Raw genomic sequence first — 19,168 nt, forward strand, 5'->3', positions numbered from 1 at the left:
GGAAAGGTGGCCGAGTGGTTTAAGGCGCACGCTTGGAAAGCGTGTGAACTCGCAAGGGTTCCGCAAGTTCGAATCTTGTCCTTTCCGCCATAAAATTTTGGAGCAGAAGGTGAGTGAGAATATTGTCATAGAATTAAAAGGTTTAACTAAACGGTATGGCTACGGCGATACCGAATCTTTCGCCCTCAAAGATTTTGATCTTACAATCAAACGGGGCGAATTTATTATGATTATGGGCCCTTCTGGTTGTGGCAAAACTACCCTGCTTAATATCATTGGTCTATTGGATCGCGCTACTCGCGGCGAATATTTCCTCAACGGTGAAGATGTTGCTGGTATTTCTGCTCGTCGCCAGGCTCGTCTTCGTGCCAAAAAAATCGGCTTCATTTTTCAGAACTTCAATCTTATCGAAGACTTGCCAATTATCGAAAACGTAGCTCTGCCACTAGTTTATACTGGATATTCCAAAACTGCCCGACTCAAAAATGCTTCTTCGGCTCTTAAGAGGTTTAACCTCCAAGAGCGTGAGTATTATCTACCATACCAACTTTCTGGTGGCCAACAACAGCGTGTAGCTATTGCTCGTGCCATTGTTGGTAACCCCGAAATTATCCTGGCAGATGAGCCTACCGGTAATCTTGATTCTCGTTCTTCTCATACTGTTATGGAAGAGCTAAAAGCTATCCATGCCGAAGGTAATACCATCATTATGGTGACGCACAACCCTGCCCTTACTACTTATGCTACACGTGTCATTAATATGCTGGATGGCCACATTGATACCGACACCAAAACCGTCGCTGACCAAGATCTTCCTCAACCGATTGACGTCAAAATCAAAAAACGTAAGCAAAAACCAGAGGTCATCTTAGGCAAAATCGAACCAGCCAAAAAACGCAAACGTAAAAAATCCCGGAGAAAAAAATAATGGCTTTACTTCTCAAAACTCATTTTAAGCTTGCTAAAACCTCCATCAAAGAAAATCGCACTCGTTCATTCTTAACTTGTCTTGGTATTGCAATTGGTGTAGCTAGTATCATCTTGATTCTTTCTCTTATGGGCAGTATCTCTAACTTGATCAAATCAGAAGTTAGCGAAATCGGCTCAGACCTCATTGTAGTGCGACCTAGCTCCGCTAAAAATTCTCTCACTAATATCATCGAAGAGCTTACTTCAGCTAATACTTTCCAGCAATCCAGCTTGTCTCTCTCTGATGTCTCGACCATTTCCGAAATAGAAAACATTTCTGCTGTCGCACCAATTGCGCTATCTACTAATACTATAGATTCAGAAAAGAATAACTTTTCTTCCGTACCGATTCTAGGTACTACTCCAGATTTTGAAAAAATTGAGCCGCTCGCTTTACGTTACGGTACTTTCTTCACCGATAACAACAAAACTAACGGTGTCGTACTCGGGCATACCTTATCTTTAGCTCTCTTTAATACTATTAATAGTACAGTCGGCAAAACTATCACTATTATGGGTGAAAAATTCATGGTTGTAGGCGTACTTGACCAAATTGATAAGTCGATTAACTTCGACAATGTCGATTTCGATAACGCACTCATCATGGATATCGGCACCCTAGACAAACTAATCGGCTCTACTCAGATTCAACAGATTAATATCAAAGCCACTAACACCGACAGCTTAGCTGCCATTTCAGACAATATCCAGACTACGCTCAAAAATAGCAAATCTGGTGACGAAAACTTCACTGTTACCTACGGCGATGACATCACTCACCCTTCTAGTTCCCTTTTTGTCATCGTATCCGGTATGTTGGCAATCGTTGCTGCTATTTCGCTCGTAGTCGGTGGGATTGGTGTGATGAATATCATGTTGGTATCCGTAGCAGAACGTACTCACGAGATCGGTATCCGCAAAGCCGTTGGCGCCTCATCTCGCAATATCTTGATGCAATTTCTCTTTGAAGCCCTCATCCTCTCTGTTCTCGGTGGCATTTTTGGCTTAATTCTCGGCTACATTTTAGCTTTCCTCCTTTCTATTATTACTCCTTTCGCTCCGTTTATTAGTTGGGAAATTCTTGCCATTACCTTCCTTACCACACTCATAGTCGGTATCATCTTCGGTATTTACCCGGCTCTCAAAGCTGCCTCCAAAGATCCTATCGAATCTCTCAAGCATTACCGCTAGTGATATAATAGTAACCATGAAACAACTCTTAGAAAAATTACCCTTTTACAACCAAGCGGTGCTCCCCTATCATTTCGCACAATCTGCTATTGCTGGGGTTAAATATCATTTCCCCGGGAAAAATCTTCGCGTTATCGGTATTACTGGTACCAATGGTAAAACTACTACCGCTTTTATGGTCTGGCAAATGTTAAATCACGCTGGCTTCAAAACTGGTCTCATGACCACCGTAGCTTGGGGTGTCAATAAGCTAAAACCTGAACTAGGCCACATGACTACAGTAGATGCTTTTACCCTAAATAGCCGCATTGCTGATATCAAAAACCAGGGAGCTGAATTTCTTGTCCTTGAAGTCACCTCACATGCCTTAGCCCAATTCCGTACTCTTGGTATTCCTATTGAGATTGCCGTATTCACCAATCTCACCCACGATCATCTAGACTATCATAAAACCCTCACCAAGTACCGCGCCGCAAAAGGTAAACTATTCAAAAAAGCCAAGTTCAGCATCTTGAATGCCGACGATTCAGCTACCAAATATTATCAAACTCTCGCCCAAGAATATACCACCTATGGTATAAAATCTGGCCAAAATCGTGCCGAGTCTCTTAAATTAACAGTAAACGGTGTCAAATATTCACTTGGTGATATAAATATCGAAACCAAAATCCCTGGCGAGTTCAACGTATACAATTCCATGGCTGCTGCTCTTGTTGGGCAAAAACTTGGTCTCACCCCCAAACAAATCCATGACGGCATCAAATCCCTAGAAGCCGTCGAAGGTCGCATGAATATTATTGATGAAGGCCAACCTTTCACGGTTATTGTAGATTACGCTCATGCCCCAGACGCTCTAGAAAAGGTTTTTGACTCCGTCAAAGACCATAAAGGCCGTATCATCTCGGTGCACGGTGGTGCTGGGCGGCGGGATTCTTCCACTCGCCCTATTCGTGGTGCAATTTTAGCTCAACATTCCGATATTGTTATTATTACCGAAGACGATTCGCGTGACGAAGATCCCGAAGCTATCGCTGCCGGTTTTATTAAAGGTGCCGAAAAACACGGTAAAGTCATAGATAAAGATTTATTCAAAGAACTAGACCGTGGCAAAGCTATCGCACTAGCTATCAAGATGGCCAAAAAAGGTGACCTTGTCCTAATTCTTGGCAAAGGCCATGAAAAAACCATTCTCCGTGCTGACGGCCCACATGATTTTGAAGATATCAAAGTCGCCCAAAAACTACTTAAAGCTCGTAGTTAGCAATACCGTCAATAATATTGTCAGTAGAAATCCCTAGCCCACTCGCAATCGCTGTCGCGCAAGCCATATATGATACTGCCGTTTCTCCAGCTACAAAAGTTGCCACCGAGATTACTTCAGATTTGATGGACAATGTTGCCTCTGTTCCTTTTGGATAAAGTTTTGAATTCAAAATCTTTACTTCCGCACCACTTTGCCCGAAGCTAATAGTTTCTTTAGTTCCCTTAAACTCTGCAAACGTATCGTAGTTTATGTCGTCACTATTTAGCACGACAATTTCCGGTTTCATGTCAAACAACGTCTTCTCGTTATCTAGGTATTCTTCCGGCTCCATATCGTGTAGTCCAGCCGTTACAAAGTTGGTCATCGCTGCTACATTTACCGGCAAACCATAGAATATATTATCGCGCAGACCTTCCGCTGGTACCGTCACAATCACATAATTCGCTCCCGCCTTCCAGGCATCGCTCAAAAACTTGTGCAACATACCCATCTTGAAGGGTTGGTCACTTGCTAGTACTGCTACCTGTTCCCCGCTTGCGCGCAAAATCTCGTGTACATAATGAGCAACCACAGTCTTACCGGTCGTACCGGTAATCGCGATCAGCTTCATATCTTTAGCTGGGTTACCATAATAAGATTTCAAAAGCTTCGCTTTAATTTTCTGTGAACTCGCTTTTACTCCACCTTTTTTATTTTTCGCTTGGTTACTTCTCTCGCGCCTTTTCATACCTTAATTCTATCACCTTTCCCTAAAATCACAAACTTCCCCCTTGCCACCACCAAACTGTTTATGATAATATAAAAACATATATGCAGGAAGGTGAACCAATTCTTGGTGGTGGGTCTCAAATAAATCCTAATAATACCCAACCAACCAATAATCCCGGTATACAACAACCGGTAGTTTCTACTACTACTTTTGCACCATCTAATACCACTGGGGGGGGGCAACAGCTTAATCGCTTAGCACCCCAACCACAACCATACAATCAACCCTTCCAACAATTTCAACAACCAGCACAGTTCCCTGCTCAACTAATCACACCTGCCACAAACGATATAATTTTGTCTCCTACCCAGCCTAAGAAGTCTAGAAAATGGATAATTATTGTTGCAGCCTCCATAATATTGGTCGCAACCATATCCTGTATCTTTCTTCTCTTTCATAAACCCAGTTCTAAATCTTCTAGTGCCGCCGATGTAAAAACTTCGTTTAATATCTATGCAAACTACCTTCTTTTTGAAAAAAATGACTCAAATAACCCCAACATAGATACCTGGTCAAACGACAAAATACTAGAAAACTTAAACTCAAACAAGAATGAAAGTACGGCCTATTTTTCGAATCTACTCAATTTATTTAATGAGTTTTCCGCAGAAATTAAAAAGGGTGATAATAATTCATCAAATAATTCAAATTCAGATAGCCAAGATGAAAACTTAGAAGACAATGAGGGGCTCATCATTGATGGTTTAATTAATAACGCAACTTCCGCCCTCGAAACTCTTAAAACTTATTCAGAACTTAATAGATATAGCGTAGTAAACATGGTGGAGATCTTCCTGTCGCAAGGAGGAGAGAAGTTGATAGAAATGGCAAAGGATTCCTATAACAACATTACTTCGTCTGAGTACTCACAGATCAGAGAATATATAGAACTTGAAATTAAAACTGCAGTTCTCATTTCGGACGTATATGGTGAATACACTAATGCCGGATGCATAAACGGCAGCGAGATAATAAAAGACTGCTTAGGTTATGCTGCCCTTTCTGAATCATATACTAGCAACAAAGTTCTTCTAGATAGCTATGTCTCCGCCCTCGACGATATCGACTATCACATTACAAACGATGTAGTTTCATTATCCCAGGCATTATATGAAGAACTAAATGTTACGGAGGAGAATGAACAATAAAAATAAGAAGATAAAACTGTTGCTAAGTTTCTTTATCTTTTCCATTTGTGGTCTTTTGTTTTCTTGCAACTCTGCTTTTGCCGGCACCAAGGAAACCGTCTTAGAAAAATCTGTTTTACAGGGGCTATATAGGTGCTATACTACAGGAGCCATCAATAAAGACGCTGGTGCTCTATCAGCTTTCCACAAATTTGAAACATTAATTATAGGAGGGGATAGTGATGGAAAATACATAGCACTTCCGGCTGGTCTTACGGGTATAAACGATAACAATATTAGCTGCAAAGGGCTTTTCATGGGTGATTCAGTTGGTTTGTTTACTGAATCGGGATCATTTGATGGGCTATTCAAAATGTTTGGAAAAACAGAATATACCGAAAATATAACTAGTGATACGAAAAAAACAACCCTATTAAAAGGTATGGGCTATTCGGCTGGCTCTACATCAAGCACGAAAAACTGCGTGTACTACGTTTACACTAACAATGACCCGTCTGGCGACGGCGAGTCGTATACCGATAAAGTATGTTTGTCTAACGGGGAGTTATCTGTCGAAACAAACAACAGAGACTGTGGGAATAATTCAGGTATTTGTATGGCCCCAATAGGGTTCCAGGCCAACGGCAAGACATTAACTATTAGAGACTTCTTATGGACTAAAGAGGAAAAAGTCACATATTCTGGCAGTTGGGACAAGTTCAGAAGTGACCTTAATACTACAATGTCCTCCGATTTCTACAGCCCAGAAGGCGGCGATGCATTCACCTATAGATTTTCCAGTGAAAAGAGTGACAACACACAGAGCACAGATGGTGATGTTACCTATACCTTTTCCGATGGTAAATCCGCGGCGGTGACTGCCATAAAATTCTTAAACCCATCATATGCATTATATGGTAGTCTTGCGTTTACAGACCAAGAAAAACTCTGGTACTATGAAAACACAATCACTAACTGGTTCTATAAAAACAAATCCCTCGATGACTACTACAAGTGTGGTATATCTGAAAACCCCTCACTTAATAGCCAATATATAATCATCAACGTTAATCCTTCCACTGGAGCCAAAAATACCGCCGGCGACTGCGGCGTCAACAAAGAAAATACTACGAACTCTGATGGCATACATGGATTCGATAGGAGTAATCATTTTTCCGCTAATGGTACTGTTGGTGCTATGGATTTAGCGTCAGTTGTAGCAATCATTAATAGTTTAGTCGATGGCATGGATGAGTCTGAACTCCCAAGTGAGGCTACGACAGAAGACAACGATGATACCAAACCCGAAGACACCTGTATGAACTCTGGTGGCGCTGGCTCACTCGGCTGGATCGCCTGTCCTATTCTTGATTGGGTTTCTGATTCTGTGCAAAACATTTACTCTAGCGCTGTAGCTCCCCTTTTGCAGGTCGATTCTAAATTCTTTTCCAACGATGAAGATGTCGGCACTTTTCATGCCTGGGGCATCTTCCAGAGTATGGCAAACATAGTTTTCATTATTCTCTTCTTGTTTGTAATTTTCTCTCAGCTTACTGGTGTCGGCATAGATAACTATGGCATCAAAAAAATTATGCCCAAACTAGTCGTCGCGGCTGTGCTAATCAACCTCTCTTATCTGATTTGCCTAATCTGTGTAGATATTTCTAATATTGCCGGAAATGGCATCCAGTCCCTATTCAATGGTCTAGATCCAGGTGGATCTGCCGCCACGTTTATAGATGAATATAATGGCGTGACTTCAACCCATAGCGAAGAAGTTGTTACCAGTTCAGGCGCTGGCGCCACGGCACTTACGGCAGTCGCTCTTGTTGCCATTCTGGCTGGCGGCTTCATCGCCATCTGGCACAACCCGGCTCTTTTGCTATCGCTTCTCGTCTCAGCACTCGGTGTGCTTATAGCCATACTCTTCCTCTTCGTTCTCTTGGCGGGGCGCGAAGCTGCCATCATTGTCTTAACGGTTATATCTCCACTGGCATTCGTTTGCTACATATTACCCAATACCAAAAAATTCTTTGACAAATGGCTTAAATTTTGGGAAGGACTATTGTTAGTTTACCCAATTTGTGGGCTTCTCGTTGGCGGTGGAGATTTCGTCTCTAGGCTATTGCTTTCAATTGGGTTTGCAGATAGCAATTTCTTTATGGGCTTCGTCACTATGGTTGTCGGCATCATTCCAATCTTCTTCATTCCTACCGTTCTCAAAGGCGCTTTTGCCGCCATGGGAAATATTGGTTCCGCTTTTGCCAACCTCGGCCGCACTGCCCGTGGCGCCGCCACAGACAAAATCCGGAAATCCGAAGGTTACAAAGCCGTCCAGCAACAGGGTCTAGATCGGTCGGTCAGGTCCAAAGCTGGCTACAGTAGAAGAAATGACAGATTAAATGCTAAAGGTAGGCTAAAATCTAGATTCGCTAAAACTGGCTTTGCTAGAGCATTAGGCTATGGCGGCTTACAGTCTGCCCGCGTCAAAGCCGTTAGCGGTATTGTGGACGAAGAGGTTGAATCTAGAGCCTCCGTCGAGCAAGCTTTAGCTGTGTCTGGTATCGCCAAGAAGGGAGGCGACGTTAAAGGCTATTACGGTGATATGCTTGAGAAAGCTGGCAAATCAGGCAGTGCCAACAACGTAAATGCCGTGGTTGCTGCTATGGTAAATTCTGGTCAAATCAAAGAAAAAGATATTGCGGATCTTATGCGAAAACATATCAACGATGGCAACATTAAAATTAGAAACGATGGTACTATGGCTAATGTCTTTCGCGAAATGGCCACAAAGTATGGCAGCGGTTTCCTTTCTACTGATGCCGAGCTCAAAGACTTCATGCAAAAAGGTGGCCTAGACAAATCCGGTAATAAAATCTCTTCCCTGGGCAACTACGGAGATTACGCTAAAGCTGGCCACATGGATGCTACAGATATCAAGAAAGAAGATGTCACTAAACTTTCCGGCGATTCCCTATCTGGTCTCATTAAGTCTGGCGTACTAGATCAAGGTATGGCCCAGCAAATGCTTGCTATGAACCCGAACATTTCTAACGATAAAAGAATTATGCTCGGCGCCGCTGCTAATAACTTGGATATTAGCGGCATGACTGCAGAGCAATTTAAAGAAGCCGCCAAGTCTGTCGCGCAGAAGCCAGATGATGCCAGTACTCTCATCCAAGGCATGTCCAGCGAAATGGCGAAAGCCCTCACTTCTGCCACTCCGCAATCCGTTAATGTAGTACAAAACTTCCGAGGCGGCGGTAGACAAATCGAGCCTGTGGACGTCAACCTGCGCAGTAATTACAGAGAGCCCAGCGGATACGACGACGATACGTCAACCTGGGATTAGCAAACCTAGTTCGCCTCCTCTGCGAGGGCTAGCGACGGATCCATAAATCCTAGCCCTCACACAGGAGACGAACCCAATCATCGCATCACAGAGTGATATAATACATCTATGACAACAGGTGCTGTAAATTTTAAAAAATACGGAATCGAAACTATAAAAGATTTGTTTGAGTTCTGCGAGAAGATAGAATACGGCTGGCTTGATAAAAATGGCCAGCGGCACACTGGCGTCAATAATAACAGGGACTATACTCTACAGCCTCCTGAACAATTATTGAATAGCAAAATCGGTATTTGTTGGGACCAAACCGAACTGCATCGCGAATTTCTACAGCAAAACGGTTGCCATCCTAAGACTTTCTTTCTATATTATTGCCTCTCCGACAATAGTTGCCCTTCGCATTCCATTGCTACCTATCAGCAGGATAGCAAATACTTTTGGTTTGAGCCAATGTTTGGCAAAAGTTCAGAGGCTCACGGCATTCATGTCTACGGTTCTGAAATGGCTTTGCTGAAGGACTTTTTCCGAACATGGTGCAGGATTAGTACCGAATTTGGAACGCTACCAAAGAATCTAAGTACCGACAAATTCTCATTATATGGATACACCAAGCCGGCATTCGGCATCAACGATCAAAAATTCTTTGATCATTGTAGAACGGGCAAAAGATTTAACATATCCGAGTTGGTGATCTAAGGGTTTTATGACGGGCACCATAACTAAAGTCAACAGTGCTATCTTTACCGTAACCTACTAATGGAATGTTACAATAAAGGCATATGCCCGCAGCCAATTATTCAGACCTCTCTATTCTGTCGACCAAAGAAAAAGTCGGTAGATGCCGTATTTGCGGAGAATCTGGCCCACTTTCTTTAGAGCATGTTATCCCTAGGTCTGCTGGTGGCGGAGAGAAAATGCAATTGTATAATACATCAGATCTAATCACTAATCCAGAAAAAGCATATGGGGAAATTAAACAAAACGGAACTGCTACACGGACTATTTGCAGTAAGTGCAACAACAAACTTGGTAGGTGGTACGATAAAGAATTTAGCAAATTTTATAAGGCACTCAATATCGGGGTTGATGATGAAATCAAGAAATTAATAGATAGCGGTGAAATCCAGACCAAAAATGAGTTAAGCGGAAAATGGTTAAAATTTGGCATAAAAGAGGTAAGGCCATTTTGCATTGCAAAAAGAATCCTTGCAATGTTCTGTTCTATAGACTATCCCGGTCTGACCGATAAAATTCCAGAAATACAAAAAGCCATATTAGATAAGAACTATGTTCCCTCAATTTCAGATTTCTCAATTTTCTTATGTCTATGTTACGGAAATGGCGCATTCTTCTCGACCATAGCAACTCTAAAACTACCAAATATTGTCGATACTTTTGCTGGGATAGAATCGCTTTATATAGGATTATATTTAAAGCAAAAGTCCAGTAACCCAAAAAACGTAGACACTCTTGATAATTGTGCCAATATAACAAATTGGTTAACAGAGTGCGAACCAAACAAGCAATATGAAATAAATTTTACATTACCATTTGTAAAGACCATGGCATTAGATCCACCAATCCCACAAAAAACAAAAAAACGCATCTGCATTAAAAATGCGTAATTGGCGAGGACGTCTGGACGAAGTTCGAACTATAATGCTAAAATGCTAGCATTGTTGTTGACCACCTAGAGCTAGGACTATAAAAGTTTTACCATTTTTTTTATTTTACTATAAAAGTTTTACCATTTTTTTTATAGTACTATGCGCTTAGTAAAATATTCGTGTAATGCAAATTAATATACAGGTAGCGGTTGCGCCCAGTTTGTTTTTTCCTTTTTACTATCTTCTCTTCTTCTAACCTTGCTAAATATTTTCTAGCTGTTGGAAAACTAATTCTCAATTCTTTCTCAAACTCTTTTTCTGTAAAATATGCCCTAGAAAACAAAAAGTCTACAAGTTCTGAAGAATACATATTCTTATGTTGATCCTTCAAGATGTTTTTTACTCTGCTTAAGTTAGTCTGTATCCTATTTAATACATTAGTAGTATAATCAGCTTGACTTCTTGTAGCGTCCAAAATATACATGACCCACGGTTTCCACTCTCCTCTCTCAGTCACGGCACGGAGATTTTTATAATAGCTATCTTTGTTCTTTAGGATATATTGACTTATAAACAAAACCGGGACCGGCAATTCTCCTTGCAATGTTAAGTATAATGGCATCAATATTCTGCCCGTTCTTCCATTGCCATCAAAGAATGGGTGTATTGCTTCAAGTTGATAATGTATTACGGCCATCCTCGCATATATTTCTGCCGTGGGGGCATCTTCATTGTAATATTTTTCAAGATTAGCCAATTTATCACGTATAAGTTTCTCGCCAACTGGTGGAGTATAGTATACTCTACCGGTTTCCGGATTCTTTAATTGTGTTCCTGGCAAATTCCGTATGCCACGCTTGTCTGGTTCCAGCATGGCTTGTATCGCAATATAATCATTCGTAGCCAGAAAGCCTTTTTTCGAAAGAATTTTCGCGCCAAGCATCAAGGCATCAGTATATCTCATAGTTTCTTTTTCTGCCGGGCTCAAGTCATGATCTTCCTTAAGTTTAGCAGAATAAACACTATCATTTGTCGTAATAATATTCTCTACTCCTGAGCTAGCCACCGCTTCAGGAACGAAAAGAGGTGATAATAAATCTAATGTATTTGCAACCGACCGTTTGCTCATAGTCAGCCGCGTTCTTAACTGCGAAACTGATTTTGCGACTTCAATAGTTGCAAGCAGAACGTCGGTATCTTTGAAATCAAAATTAGGAGGTAGGAGCGGCAAATTATTATTCGGTTTTTCCGGGTTGAAAACATTCATACTATAAAATTATAATAAAAAAATTTATAGTTGTAAATATGTATATTTGCGCATCGCGCTTATCGGCAAGAAAAAATAGCCTTTCGGCTATTCCAAACTATGGCGGAAGCGAGAGGATTCGAACCTCCGAGACGGTCACCCGCCCACACGATTTCGAGTCGTGCGCCTTCAACCACTCGGCCACGCTTCCGCTTCTCATCATACCATAATTTACCCCAATCTACAAGCGCGCAAGCAGTGCCCCACAAAACACTTATGCTATAATAATAGCTATGGACAATACTCTCATCATGTGGTTAAGTATCATTGCTATCTCTGCTACTGGCACTCTTGCTCATTTTCTCTATGACCTCACCGGCGAGCAACGCCCAATCGGCCTTTTCGCCGCCGTCAATGAGTCCGTTTGGGAGCATATCAAAATCGCCATCACTCCTTCCCTGCTCTGGGCCCTCTACGACGGTTATTACTATGGCGAAAACGCCAATTATTTCTGTGCCAAACTTGTTAGCCTGCTCGTGCTCGTTATCTTCATCCCCGTCGCTTTTTATATCTATCGGAAATTTACCAAAAAGTCTATCCTCCCCTTAGATATCACTATTTTCTTTGCCGCTATTATTCTCAGCCAAGCCACCTTCTATGCCATCATTAGTCTAAATCCTATGTGGCACATCTTCACTTACCTTTCTTGCATTGGCCTCTTTGTCTTTTTCGGCTGTTATATGACCCTCACGCTCGCTCCGCTTAAAGCCCCCATTTTCAAGGATCCCATCACTGGCAAATATGGCTTTCGCGCCCACCGTAATTTCTTCAAAAACCTAAAAAAGAAACATAAAAAATAATTCACACATTTTTCAAAATTATGTTATAATAAAACCGTCACCTCTATGGTGATGCTCATTTAATTTCTAGGTGGATGTCGTCAAAAACATCCACATATGTGTTGTCCGCCCCTAAAGGTCGCACAATGCACCACACAAGTGTGTGCCCGTAGCTCAGCTGGATAGAGCGTTTGCTTGCGGAGCAAAAGGTCGTAGGTTCGAATCCTGTCGGGCATACCAAAAATGGAAGCATACCAAAATGAAGAAGACTCTAAGGAGTCTTATTTTTGTGTCTCGCGTTTTTCTATTACTCACCATGTTATAATTAATCTATGCAATGGTCCAAAGTCACTGATATCATTCTGATTACGGCGCTTGCCACGCTTGGCGTTTTTGCCATCCTTGGGCTCTGCCAATGGATCAAACGCAAATCTCTCAAAAAAGTAGACAAGCCCCTGCTCGCCATGCTCGTTCCTCTTGCCCTCATGGCGGCTACTTATGTTATTTTTGATAAATTCCTTGTCCTTAACACCCGCCCCAACGGCTCTGGTGAGCCATCCTTCCCTTCCACTCATACCATGGTTGTAGCCACTATCTTTTTTCTCACCGCCATTGTTTTGCCAAGGTACATCAAATCTAAATTTGCCTGTGTCGTGCTCGACTTATTTATGCTAGCTTTCCTAGTTCTTGTTTGTGTCGGTCGCGTTCTTGCCAATATGCACTGGGCCTCCGACGTAATTGGCGGCCTCATTTTTGCCGTTATTTTTGCTGCTATTTATTATTTAATTATCAGGAGAAAGAAAAATGGCTAGTATTTTTACTAAAATTATCCAGGGTGAAATCCCTTGCTACAAAATTTACGAAGACGATAAAACTTTTGCCTTTCTTGATATCCACCCCGAAACTCCCGGTCACACTCTGGTAATACCCAAAAAAGAAGTTGACAAAATCTATGACCTTCCCGATGCAGATTACCAAGCGCTCATGGCTACCGTTAAGAAGTTATCCAAACACATGGAAAAAGTCCTAGGTAAACGTACTCTCTGGAAGGTCGTTGGCACCGACGTTCCTCACGCTCACGTCCATCTTGAGCCTTTTGATGAAACCTGGTTCCACGGCCGCGAAATCGAAACTACCCCCGAAGAATTCGAAGTTTTGCGCGCTAAGCTGGCCCTTTAAATATTCTCAAAATACGTGTTATTATATAAAAAATAAGGAGCAATATGGCACAAATTCTCAAAATCGATAGTTCAGAAGTAAAGATTGGCACCAACGATGGCAAAGTTATCACTGTCCCAATTAGCAGTATCGCTTATCCCGATCCGCGCGAAAACGATACTGTCAACGTTTATCAGGACGGCAAAAATTACATCATCAAAAAGGCTAATCCTACTAGTGGTATTTACCAGGAAGATGGCGGTGGCGGTAAAAAGATTAACAAACATCTTTTTGTTTGGGTTGGCACTTTCCTCTTTGGCGGCTTGGGTGTAGACCGATTCTTGCGTGGTCAAATCGGCGTCGGTATTTGCAAACTCCTCTTTAGCTGGTTAACCCTAGGCATCTGGGAGTTGGTTGACTGGATTATTGCTTTGACCAAAGCTTATGGCAGTGCTTATGGTAGCGTCGAAGAAATCACCTTTGATGCCGCCGGCAACTACACTAAATAATTTCCTTCAAAATAAATTAAACTCAAGTAAAAGCCCCGCTATCAAAGCGGGGCTAAGAGGTTAGCACTCAATTATTTCTGGAATAGTCGGCGTCACACCGTCAGGATATCCCTTATCATCAGCCAAGATGGAATATCCTTTTTCCATTTTGCCATAGTTGCGCGCATACGGCGTAGATGTGGACCCGGCTTGCGGCACTTGCGTATGTATAATAGATATGATGGCATAACCTTACTCTATTAATATTCCCGCTTTGCGCTGCGCTCCTGCTGCGCCATTTTCTTCCACCGAAATAAAACGCTCTGTCATTTTTATTCCCCCTCAAATATTTTTAGAGCCTCAAAATCAAACCTCCACCATAATTTTATCATATTTTCAAGATATATGCTATTATTAAGATATGAAATTTGCGAGTAGTTACGAACCAGGAGAATATGAAAGTGACATTTACGGTGCTTGGGAAGCCAGCGGCATCTTTGCCCCACCTGTCCCTACCGTCCCGGTAGATAACGACGGCGACGGCGTAGATGATCGACTTGCGAAGCGGCCAGGCGAATCATCTTCCGAGGACCGTAAGCTTGGGCGAGCGCCCTTGAGCGCGTCCGAGGAAGATGAATTCGTTGACCGCTCCTCTTATTCTATCGTCATGCCTCCACCCAACGCCAACGGCAATCTACATATCGGCCACGGCCTCACTATTGCTCTCGAAGATTCTCTCACTCGCTACTATCGCCTGAAAGGCAAATCCACTTGGTACATCCCTGGCGCCGACCATGCCGGATTCGAAACCTGGGTTGTTTACGAAAAAAATCTCGAAAAACAAGGTCATACCCGTTTTGAATACAGTCGTGACGAGCTTTATTCGCGCGTCTGGAATTTTGTGGCCGAACAGCGCGGCAACATGGAGCTCCAACTTCGCGCTCTTGGCGCTTCCTGCTCTTGGGGCGACCTCACTTTTACCTTAGACGAAGATGTTATCGACCGTGTCTATACTACTTTTGAAAAAATGTGGAACGACGGGCTAATCTACCGTGGCGAAAAATTGGTCAACTTCTGCCCCAAACATCAGACCGCTTTCGCTGACATAGAGGTGGAACATAAAGACGAAAAAGGCACCCTTTGGGACATCGCCTACACTTACAATGGCGGCGAAATCATCGTTTCTACTACTCGTCCGGAAACTCTCTTTGGCGATGCTGCCGTAGCAGTCAATCCTGAGGACCAACGTTACAAAAATCTCATCGGTAAAACCGTACACCTTCCTCTTACTGACCGCGAAATTCCCGTTATCGCCGATGAGCATGCTGATCCAGAATACGGCACCGGCGCTGTCAAAATTACCCCTGCTCACGATTTTGACGATTTCGAAGTTGGTGAGCGCCACAATCTGCCCCGTATCAAAGTTATTGCCGAAGATGGCACCATGGTGGGCGTCCCGGAAAAATACTACGGTCTCACCACTGCTGAATGTCGCAAACAAGTTCTTAAAGATCTCAAAGCTGCAGACCTCTTCAGAGGCGAAAAACAGCTTGTCCATTCCGTTGCTCACTGCTACAAATGTGGAACGGTTCTTGAGCCTACTCTCAAGGAACAGTGGTTCGTGGATGTTGAAAAGCTCGCCGCCACTGCCATCAAGCACCTAGAGCACAACGAAATCAAATTCCACCCAGAAAGCAAACAAAAAGTTCTCATTAATTACCTGAAAAATCTTAAGGACTGGAATATCTCTCGTCAAATTCCTTGGGGGATTGCTATTCCTATGTTCCGCCGTGTTACTGATACTGCCACCGACGAGCCCGACTGGATTTTTGACCGCCGCACTCATCTCAAGGAAATTGAGAGAAACGGCGTCACCTATGTCCGCGACGAGGATACTTTTGACACTTGGTTCTCCAGCTCCCATTGGCCAATCGTTTGTACTAATTGGTCGGAAGACAATTTCAATCCTTATTATCCTCTTAACGTCATGGAAACTGGCGCCGACATCCTCTTTGCTTGGGTCGCTCGGATGATTATGATGGGGCTTTATGTTACTGATGAAGTCCCATTTAAAGAAGTCTATCTCCATGGGCTTTTGCTTGATGCCCATGGTCAAAAGATGAGCAAGTCCAAAGGTAATGTCATTAACCCAATGGATTTAGTAGCTAAATACGGCTCTGACGCTTTCCGTCTCGGTATTTTAAGGGGACGTTCTGCCGGTATGAACCAAGCTTTCTCCGAAAATTCCGTCATCGCCGGCCGCAACCTTTGTAACAAACTCTGGAACATTTCTAGATTAGTCCAGTCTATTGTAGATGAAAACGACGAGCTTAGAAATAGCTCTGTCGAAGGGGGTGCGGAGCCTGGCAAGGCGAGCATTAGCGCCGAAACCCCTGTGGCGACAGGGGTTTCGGACGCGCCCCGAGAAAGAGCTATTTTAAGCTCGTATACTACGGATAACATGGGCGAAGACTGGATCTGTCGCGAAATCAACGCGTGCCTTAGCCAGGCTGAAAACTCAATCAAAACTTACCGTTTTGCCGAAGCTGTCGAAGTTCTCTATCAAACTATCTGGGACAAATATGCTGACTGGTTCTTAGAGAGTCAAAAAATCTTCAAAAACGTCGACCTTCTTAAGAAAACTCTAGAGACTATTTTAATTGCTCTTCATCCCTTTGCGCCATTCGTTACTGAGGCCATTTGGCAAAATCTTTCTTGGACAGAAGGCTTTATCGCCACTACCAATTGGCCCGCCAAGCTCAAATATGACTCTATCAGCGCTGCTGAGTTTGAAAGCCTCATATCAGTCGTGTCCGAAGTCAGAGGCACCTGTGCGGCCCTTCCAGGCACCAATAACAGCAAAAAATATAGTCTATTGTACGACAATGACAGCCTCGTAGAGGACAACCTGCTTCTCATTCAGGCCCTCACTAAGGTACCGGCTATCAACGGCCTAGACGGCCACCCACGAGGTCTACGCCTCGCTCTAGCTAATCACGAACTCTATCTAGATGTTCCTGAAAAGATTGTTACGGAGTATAAAGACGCTCTCACTGAGAAAATCCTCTCTGTCGGCCGCGAGCTAGACGCTTTAAATGCTCGTATGGCCAACCCTAATTACATGGAAAAAGCCCCCGAGCATCTCGTCAAAGAAACTGAGGATCAGATCAGAGAGAAAGAATCTCTCATCTCCCGCCTCAAAACCCAGCTCAACCTCATCTAATGAACCATGTCATCAAAATAGCCCCTAGGAGGGGCTATTTTGAAATATTTACAGTGCTATTCTTTACCAGTGTTAGACAACTTTCTATCTACCTCATCGTAGAGCTTTGTTGCTACTCGCGCGTCCCATGTCGTATTTTCCCCACCGACCGGTTCGTATCTTCCCTCTTTATTATCTTTCCAAATTCTTACCATTCTCTCCACCGTTTTGTAAGTTGGTGTTGCCTTTAGCTCTCCAAATCTCTCTTCGTCTCCGCGCACTTGTTCCATAAACCTAGCGGTTACGCTATCTTCCAGTGCCTTCCTCGTTCTCTCATTTGGGTCCACTACTGGGGCTTCTGCTCCAGCCGCCAGATATATCAAAGCATCTAAGCTTTCGCGCGCAAATGAACGCACATCGTCACTTTGCCAGTTAAGAAATCCTTCCCTCGTCCGAGCCCTTAACCCTGGTTCCTCTATTTTTGCAAAGACTGTATCTTCTATTTGCTCGCCAGTTATCGGGTCTCTTTCGCTGTTTCTGGCCTGTTCTTCTAAGACTCTGTCCACAAACGGAATTTCCCTTCCTAGATCGCTCACGCCTCTATCAATTTGCCTTTCCCACGACGCCTTTTCTTGTAGCATTTCGCCCAAATCCTGTCCATCTCGCACGCCAGTTACTTCTCTTGCCCTTTCACTCATTTTCGGGATAAACTCTTCACCAATCTCCCGGTACGCCTGCGATTCTTTTTTGAACTCCCTAGAAGGCCCTACTGGGGGTTCGCTTGGCTCGTCCGGGTCCTCTTGGTTCAGTTTAGTTAACATATCCCACGCTGATGCGCGTGCTGCATCTTCATTGCTATTCTCGCCCAATTTTTCCCCGCTCATATTTTTCCTCTCTTTCCGCCGCACCTAAACAAAAATGCGACTATTTACTTAGTCGCGAAACCATGATTGTCCTTATGAAGAACGCTCAGCGTAAATAGCCGCATTTTATTCTTCATAAGAAAAATGAACAATCATGATTTCGCACTTCCAGTATACCACATTTCCCAAAAACAGGATATAATATCTCTAACGGAGGAAGAGTGTTTATTATTAATCCAAATGGAGGTTCTACGCCGCAAAATTTCAACAAAATAGCACTTTTCGAAGAAAAAGAAATCCGCAAAGTCTGGGACGACGACCACAAAAAATGGCTTTTTTCTGTCATCGATGTCGTCGGGGCTCTTACCGATAGTAACAAACCACGTGATTACTGGTATAGGTTAAAACAACGTGCTAGTAAAGAAGAAAAAGTTGAGTTGTCGACAAATTGTCGACAACTGAAATTGCAGTCGACGGACGGTAAAAAATATACCACCGACGTCGCCGACACCGAAGGAATTCTCCGTATCATCGAATCTATTCCCTCGCCCAAGGCCGAGCCTTTTAAGCGTTGGTTAGCGAGGGTCGGCAGTGAACGCATCGCATAAATATCCAACCCAGAACTAGCCGCTAAGCGGATGCATGACTTATATAAGCAAAAAGGTTACTCAAAGTCTTGGATAGAACAACGCGAGCGCGGCGTCGCCGCCAGGCATCGTCTTACCGAGGAGTGGGATAATCGTGGAGCCAAAAACGGTAAAGATTATGCTATTCTCACAAACGAAATCTATAAAACCGGTTTTGGTTTTACCGCTAGAGAATACAAAGATTATAAAAATCTATCTAAACCTCAAAATCTCCGAGACTCTATGTCCAACATGGAGCTTGCCCTCACTAATCTTGTGGAAGCTACGGCTGCAGAGTTGCATCAAAAGAACAATAGCTATGGCTTAGACGAGCTAAAGCGTGACACCAAAAGTGCTGGCAAAGTAGTAAAAAGCGCTAGGGAATCTGCCGAAGAGCAGCTCGGTGCTTCAGTCATCTCAAAAGAAAATTATCTGAACTAATATAACAAAATAGCCACAAAAATCCG

The 19,168-nt window shown here is 43.1% G+C and carries 18 protein-coding genes and 3 tRNA genes; 16 read left to right on the plus strand and 5 right to left on the minus strand.

The genetic code is table 11. The features are described 5' to 3' along the window. From G3RUM_RS01250 to G3RUM_RS01265, 4 genes are all read left to right on the plus strand, one after another. Positions 1 to 90: transfer RNA gene (locus tag G3RUM_RS01250), tRNA-Ser, on the plus strand. A gap of 19 nt (positions 91 to 109) precedes the next feature. Next, positions 110 to 928, plus strand: coding sequence for an ABC transporter ATP-binding protein (locus tag G3RUM_RS01255; protein WP_129734605.1), 819 nt, complete (start codon positions 110 to 112; stop codon positions 926 to 928). Then, positions 928 to 2,160 carry an ABC transporter permease gene (locus G3RUM_RS01260; RefSeq protein ID WP_129734607.1) on the plus strand — a complete coding sequence of 411 codons (1,233 nt, stop codon included), beginning with the start codon at positions 928 to 930 and terminating at the stop codon, positions 2,158 to 2,160. Before G3RUM_RS01255 ends, G3RUM_RS01260 begins: the two co-directional genes overlap by 1 nt. A gap of 16 nt (positions 2,161 to 2,176) precedes the next feature. Beyond that, entirely contained in the window at positions 2,177 to 3,421 is a 1,245-nt protein-coding gene (locus tag G3RUM_RS01265; protein ID WP_129734609.1) for a UDP-N-acetylmuramoyl-L-alanyl-D-glutamate--2,6-diaminopimelate ligase, read from the plus strand. Here the strand turns inward: G3RUM_RS01265 and G3RUM_RS01270 are convergent. Continuing rightward, positions 3,405 to 4,151: a Mur ligase family protein gene (locus tag G3RUM_RS01270; RefSeq protein ID WP_129734611.1), complete on the minus strand. Its 747-nt coding sequence runs from the start codon at positions 4,149 to 4,151 to the stop codon at positions 3,405 to 3,407. The two genes, G3RUM_RS01265 and G3RUM_RS01270, sit on opposite strands and share 17 nt — an antisense overlap. Before the next feature lie 83 nt (positions 4,152 to 4,234). Here G3RUM_RS01270 and G3RUM_RS01275 point away from each other — a divergent pair, with 83 nt between their 5' ends. The 4 genes from G3RUM_RS01275 to G3RUM_RS01290 all read left to right on the plus strand — a co-directional run bounded on the left by G3RUM_RS01275 (position 4,235) and on the right by G3RUM_RS01290 (position 10,297). Then, on the plus strand, positions 4,235 to 5,341 hold the full coding sequence (locus tag G3RUM_RS01275) for a hypothetical protein (protein ID WP_129734613.1): 1,107 nt from the start codon (positions 4,235 to 4,237) through the stop codon (positions 5,339 to 5,341). Continuing rightward, positions 5,331 to 8,672: a TrbL/VirB6 family protein gene (locus G3RUM_RS01280; RefSeq protein ID WP_129734615.1), complete on the plus strand. Its 3,342-nt coding sequence runs from the start codon at positions 5,331 to 5,333 to the stop codon at positions 8,670 to 8,672. Before G3RUM_RS01275 ends, G3RUM_RS01280 begins: the two co-directional genes overlap by 11 nt. A gap of 108 nt (positions 8,673 to 8,780) precedes the next feature. Next, positions 8,781 to 9,368, plus strand: a complete 588-nt coding sequence (locus G3RUM_RS01285; RefSeq protein ID WP_129734617.1) for a hypothetical protein — start codon at positions 8,781 to 8,783, stop codon at positions 9,366 to 9,368. Positions 9,369 to 9,451: 83 nt separating this feature from the next. After that, positions 9,452 to 10,297 carry a hypothetical protein gene (locus tag G3RUM_RS01290; RefSeq protein WP_129734619.1) on the plus strand — a complete coding sequence of 282 codons (846 nt, stop codon included), beginning with the start codon at positions 9,452 to 9,454 and terminating at the stop codon, positions 10,295 to 10,297. A gap of 139 nt (positions 10,298 to 10,436) precedes the next feature. On the opposite strand, the gene G3RUM_RS01295 is transcribed toward G3RUM_RS01290, so the two are convergent. Both G3RUM_RS01295 and G3RUM_RS01300 read right to left on the minus strand, forming a co-directional pair. Then, complete coding sequence (locus G3RUM_RS01295) at positions 10,437 to 11,546, minus strand: Fic family protein (RefSeq protein WP_129734621.1); 1,110 nt, start codon at positions 11,544 to 11,546, stop codon at positions 10,437 to 10,439. 100 nt (positions 11,547 to 11,646) lie between these two features. Beyond that, a tRNA-Ser gene (locus tag G3RUM_RS01300) sits at positions 11,647 to 11,736 on the minus strand. 82 nt (positions 11,737 to 11,818) lie between these two features. On the opposite strand from G3RUM_RS01300, the gene G3RUM_RS01305 reads away from it, so the two are divergent. The 5 genes from G3RUM_RS01305 (at position 11,819) to G3RUM_RS01325 (ending at position 14,031) form a co-directional block, all read left to right on the plus strand. Further along, a complete protein-coding gene (locus G3RUM_RS01305; RefSeq protein ID WP_129734623.1) occupies positions 11,819 to 12,385 on the plus strand; it encodes a DUF6512 family protein in 567 nt (188 codons plus the stop codon). Between the two features lie 142 nt (positions 12,386 to 12,527). After that, positions 12,528 to 12,604, plus strand: a tRNA-Arg gene (locus G3RUM_RS01310). A 92-nt stretch (positions 12,605 to 12,696) separates the two neighbouring features. Next, a complete protein-coding gene (locus G3RUM_RS01315; protein ID WP_129734625.1) occupies positions 12,697 to 13,176 on the plus strand; it encodes a phosphatase PAP2 family protein in 480 nt (159 codons plus the stop codon). Beyond that, complete coding sequence (locus tag G3RUM_RS01320) at positions 13,169 to 13,543, plus strand: HIT family protein (RefSeq protein ID WP_129734627.1); 375 nt, start codon at positions 13,169 to 13,171, stop codon at positions 13,541 to 13,543. The genes G3RUM_RS01315 and G3RUM_RS01320 overlap by 8 nt, the downstream gene beginning before the upstream one ends. Before the next feature lie 44 nt (positions 13,544 to 13,587). Next, entirely contained in the window at positions 13,588 to 14,031 is a 444-nt protein-coding gene (locus tag G3RUM_RS01325; protein WP_129734629.1) for a TM2 domain-containing protein, read from the plus strand. Between the two features lie 60 nt (positions 14,032 to 14,091). Here the strand turns inward: G3RUM_RS01325 and G3RUM_RS03800 are convergent, their stop codons facing one another. Then, positions 14,092 to 14,229: a hypothetical protein gene (locus tag G3RUM_RS03800; protein ID WP_164998327.1), complete on the minus strand. Its 138-nt coding sequence runs from the start codon at positions 14,227 to 14,229 to the stop codon at positions 14,092 to 14,094. 202 nt (positions 14,230 to 14,431) lie between these two features. Here G3RUM_RS03800 and G3RUM_RS01330 point away from each other — a divergent pair, with 202 nt between their 5' ends. After that, the gene (locus tag G3RUM_RS01330; protein WP_129734631.1) at positions 14,432 to 17,233 is read left to right on the plus strand and encodes a valine--tRNA ligase; all 2,802 of its coding nucleotides are present in this window, start codon (positions 14,432 to 14,434) and stop codon (positions 17,231 to 17,233) included. A gap of 56 nt (positions 17,234 to 17,289) precedes the next feature. Here G3RUM_RS01330 and G3RUM_RS01335 read toward each other — a convergent pair whose 3' ends face one another. Next, a complete protein-coding gene (locus tag G3RUM_RS01335) occupies positions 17,290 to 18,096 on the minus strand; it encodes a hypothetical protein (protein WP_129734633.1) in 807 nt (268 codons plus the stop codon). Between the two features lie 200 nt (positions 18,097 to 18,296). Between G3RUM_RS01335 and G3RUM_RS03860 the strand changes: the two genes are divergently transcribed. Together G3RUM_RS03860 and G3RUM_RS03865 are read left to right on the plus strand one after the other, a co-directional pair. Continuing rightward, a complete protein-coding gene (locus tag G3RUM_RS03860) occupies positions 18,297 to 18,683 on the plus strand; it encodes a BRO-N domain-containing protein (protein WP_206660888.1) in 387 nt (128 codons plus the stop codon). Between the two features lie 30 nt (positions 18,684 to 18,713). Further along, complete coding sequence (locus tag G3RUM_RS03865) at positions 18,714 to 19,142, plus strand: hypothetical protein (RefSeq protein ID WP_206660889.1); 429 nt, start codon at positions 18,714 to 18,716, stop codon at positions 19,140 to 19,142. Positions 19,143 to 19,168 lie beyond the last annotated feature (26 nt).

This window comes from Candidatus Nanosyncoccus alces (assembly GCF_004138395.1).
GTDB lineage: Bacteria > Patescibacteriota > Saccharimonadia > Saccharimonadales > Saccharimonadaceae > Nanosyncoccus > Nanosyncoccus alces.

Bases quoted from the DNA above. Each gene is read 5' to 3' on its own strand.
- G3RUM_RS03865 (WP_206660889.1), top strand. From the start codon at position 18,714: ATGCATGACTTATATAAGCAAAAAGGTTACTCAAAGTCTTGGATAGAA.
- G3RUM_RS01315 (WP_129734625.1), top strand. From the start codon at position 12,697: ATGCAATGGTCCAAAGTCACTGATATCATTCTGATTACGGCGCTTGCC.
- G3RUM_RS01295 (WP_129734621.1), bottom strand. From the start codon at position 11,546: ATGAATGTTTTCAACCCGGAAAAACCGAATAATAATTTGCCGCTCCTA.
- G3RUM_RS01280 (WP_129734615.1), top strand. From the start codon at position 5,331: ATGAACAATAAAAATAAGAAGATAAAACTGTTGCTAAGTTTCTTTATC.
- G3RUM_RS01270 (WP_129734611.1), bottom strand. From the start codon at position 4,151: ATGAAAAGGCGCGAGAGAAGTAACCAAGCGAAAAATAAAAAAGGTGGA.
- G3RUM_RS01275 (WP_129734613.1), top strand. From the start codon at position 4,235: ATGCAGGAAGGTGAACCAATTCTTGGTGGTGGGTCTCAAATAAATCCT.
- G3RUM_RS01330 (WP_129734631.1), top strand. From the start codon at position 14,432: ATGAAATTTGCGAGTAGTTACGAACCAGGAGAATATGAAAGTGACATT.
- G3RUM_RS01260 (WP_129734607.1), top strand. From the start codon at position 928: ATGGCTTTACTTCTCAAAACTCATTTTAAGCTTGCTAAAACCTCCATC.
- G3RUM_RS01335 (WP_129734633.1), bottom strand. From the start codon at position 18,096: ATGAGCGGGGAAAAATTGGGCGAGAATAGCAATGAAGATGCAGCACGC.
- G3RUM_RS01305 (WP_129734623.1), top strand. From the start codon at position 11,819: ATGGACAATACTCTCATCATGTGGTTAAGTATCATTGCTATCTCTGCT.
- G3RUM_RS01290 (WP_129734619.1), top strand. From the start codon at position 9,452: ATGCCCGCAGCCAATTATTCAGACCTCTCTATTCTGTCGACCAAAGAA.
- G3RUM_RS01285 (WP_129734617.1), top strand. From the start codon at position 8,781: ATGACAACAGGTGCTGTAAATTTTAAAAAATACGGAATCGAAACTATA.
- G3RUM_RS01325 (WP_129734629.1), top strand. From the start codon at position 13,588: ATGGCACAAATTCTCAAAATCGATAGTTCAGAAGTAAAGATTGGCACC.
- G3RUM_RS01265 (WP_129734609.1), top strand. From the start codon at position 2,177: ATGAAACAACTCTTAGAAAAATTACCCTTTTACAACCAAGCGGTGCTC.
- G3RUM_RS01320 (WP_129734627.1), top strand. From the start codon at position 13,169: ATGGCTAGTATTTTTACTAAAATTATCCAGGGTGAAATCCCTTGCTAC.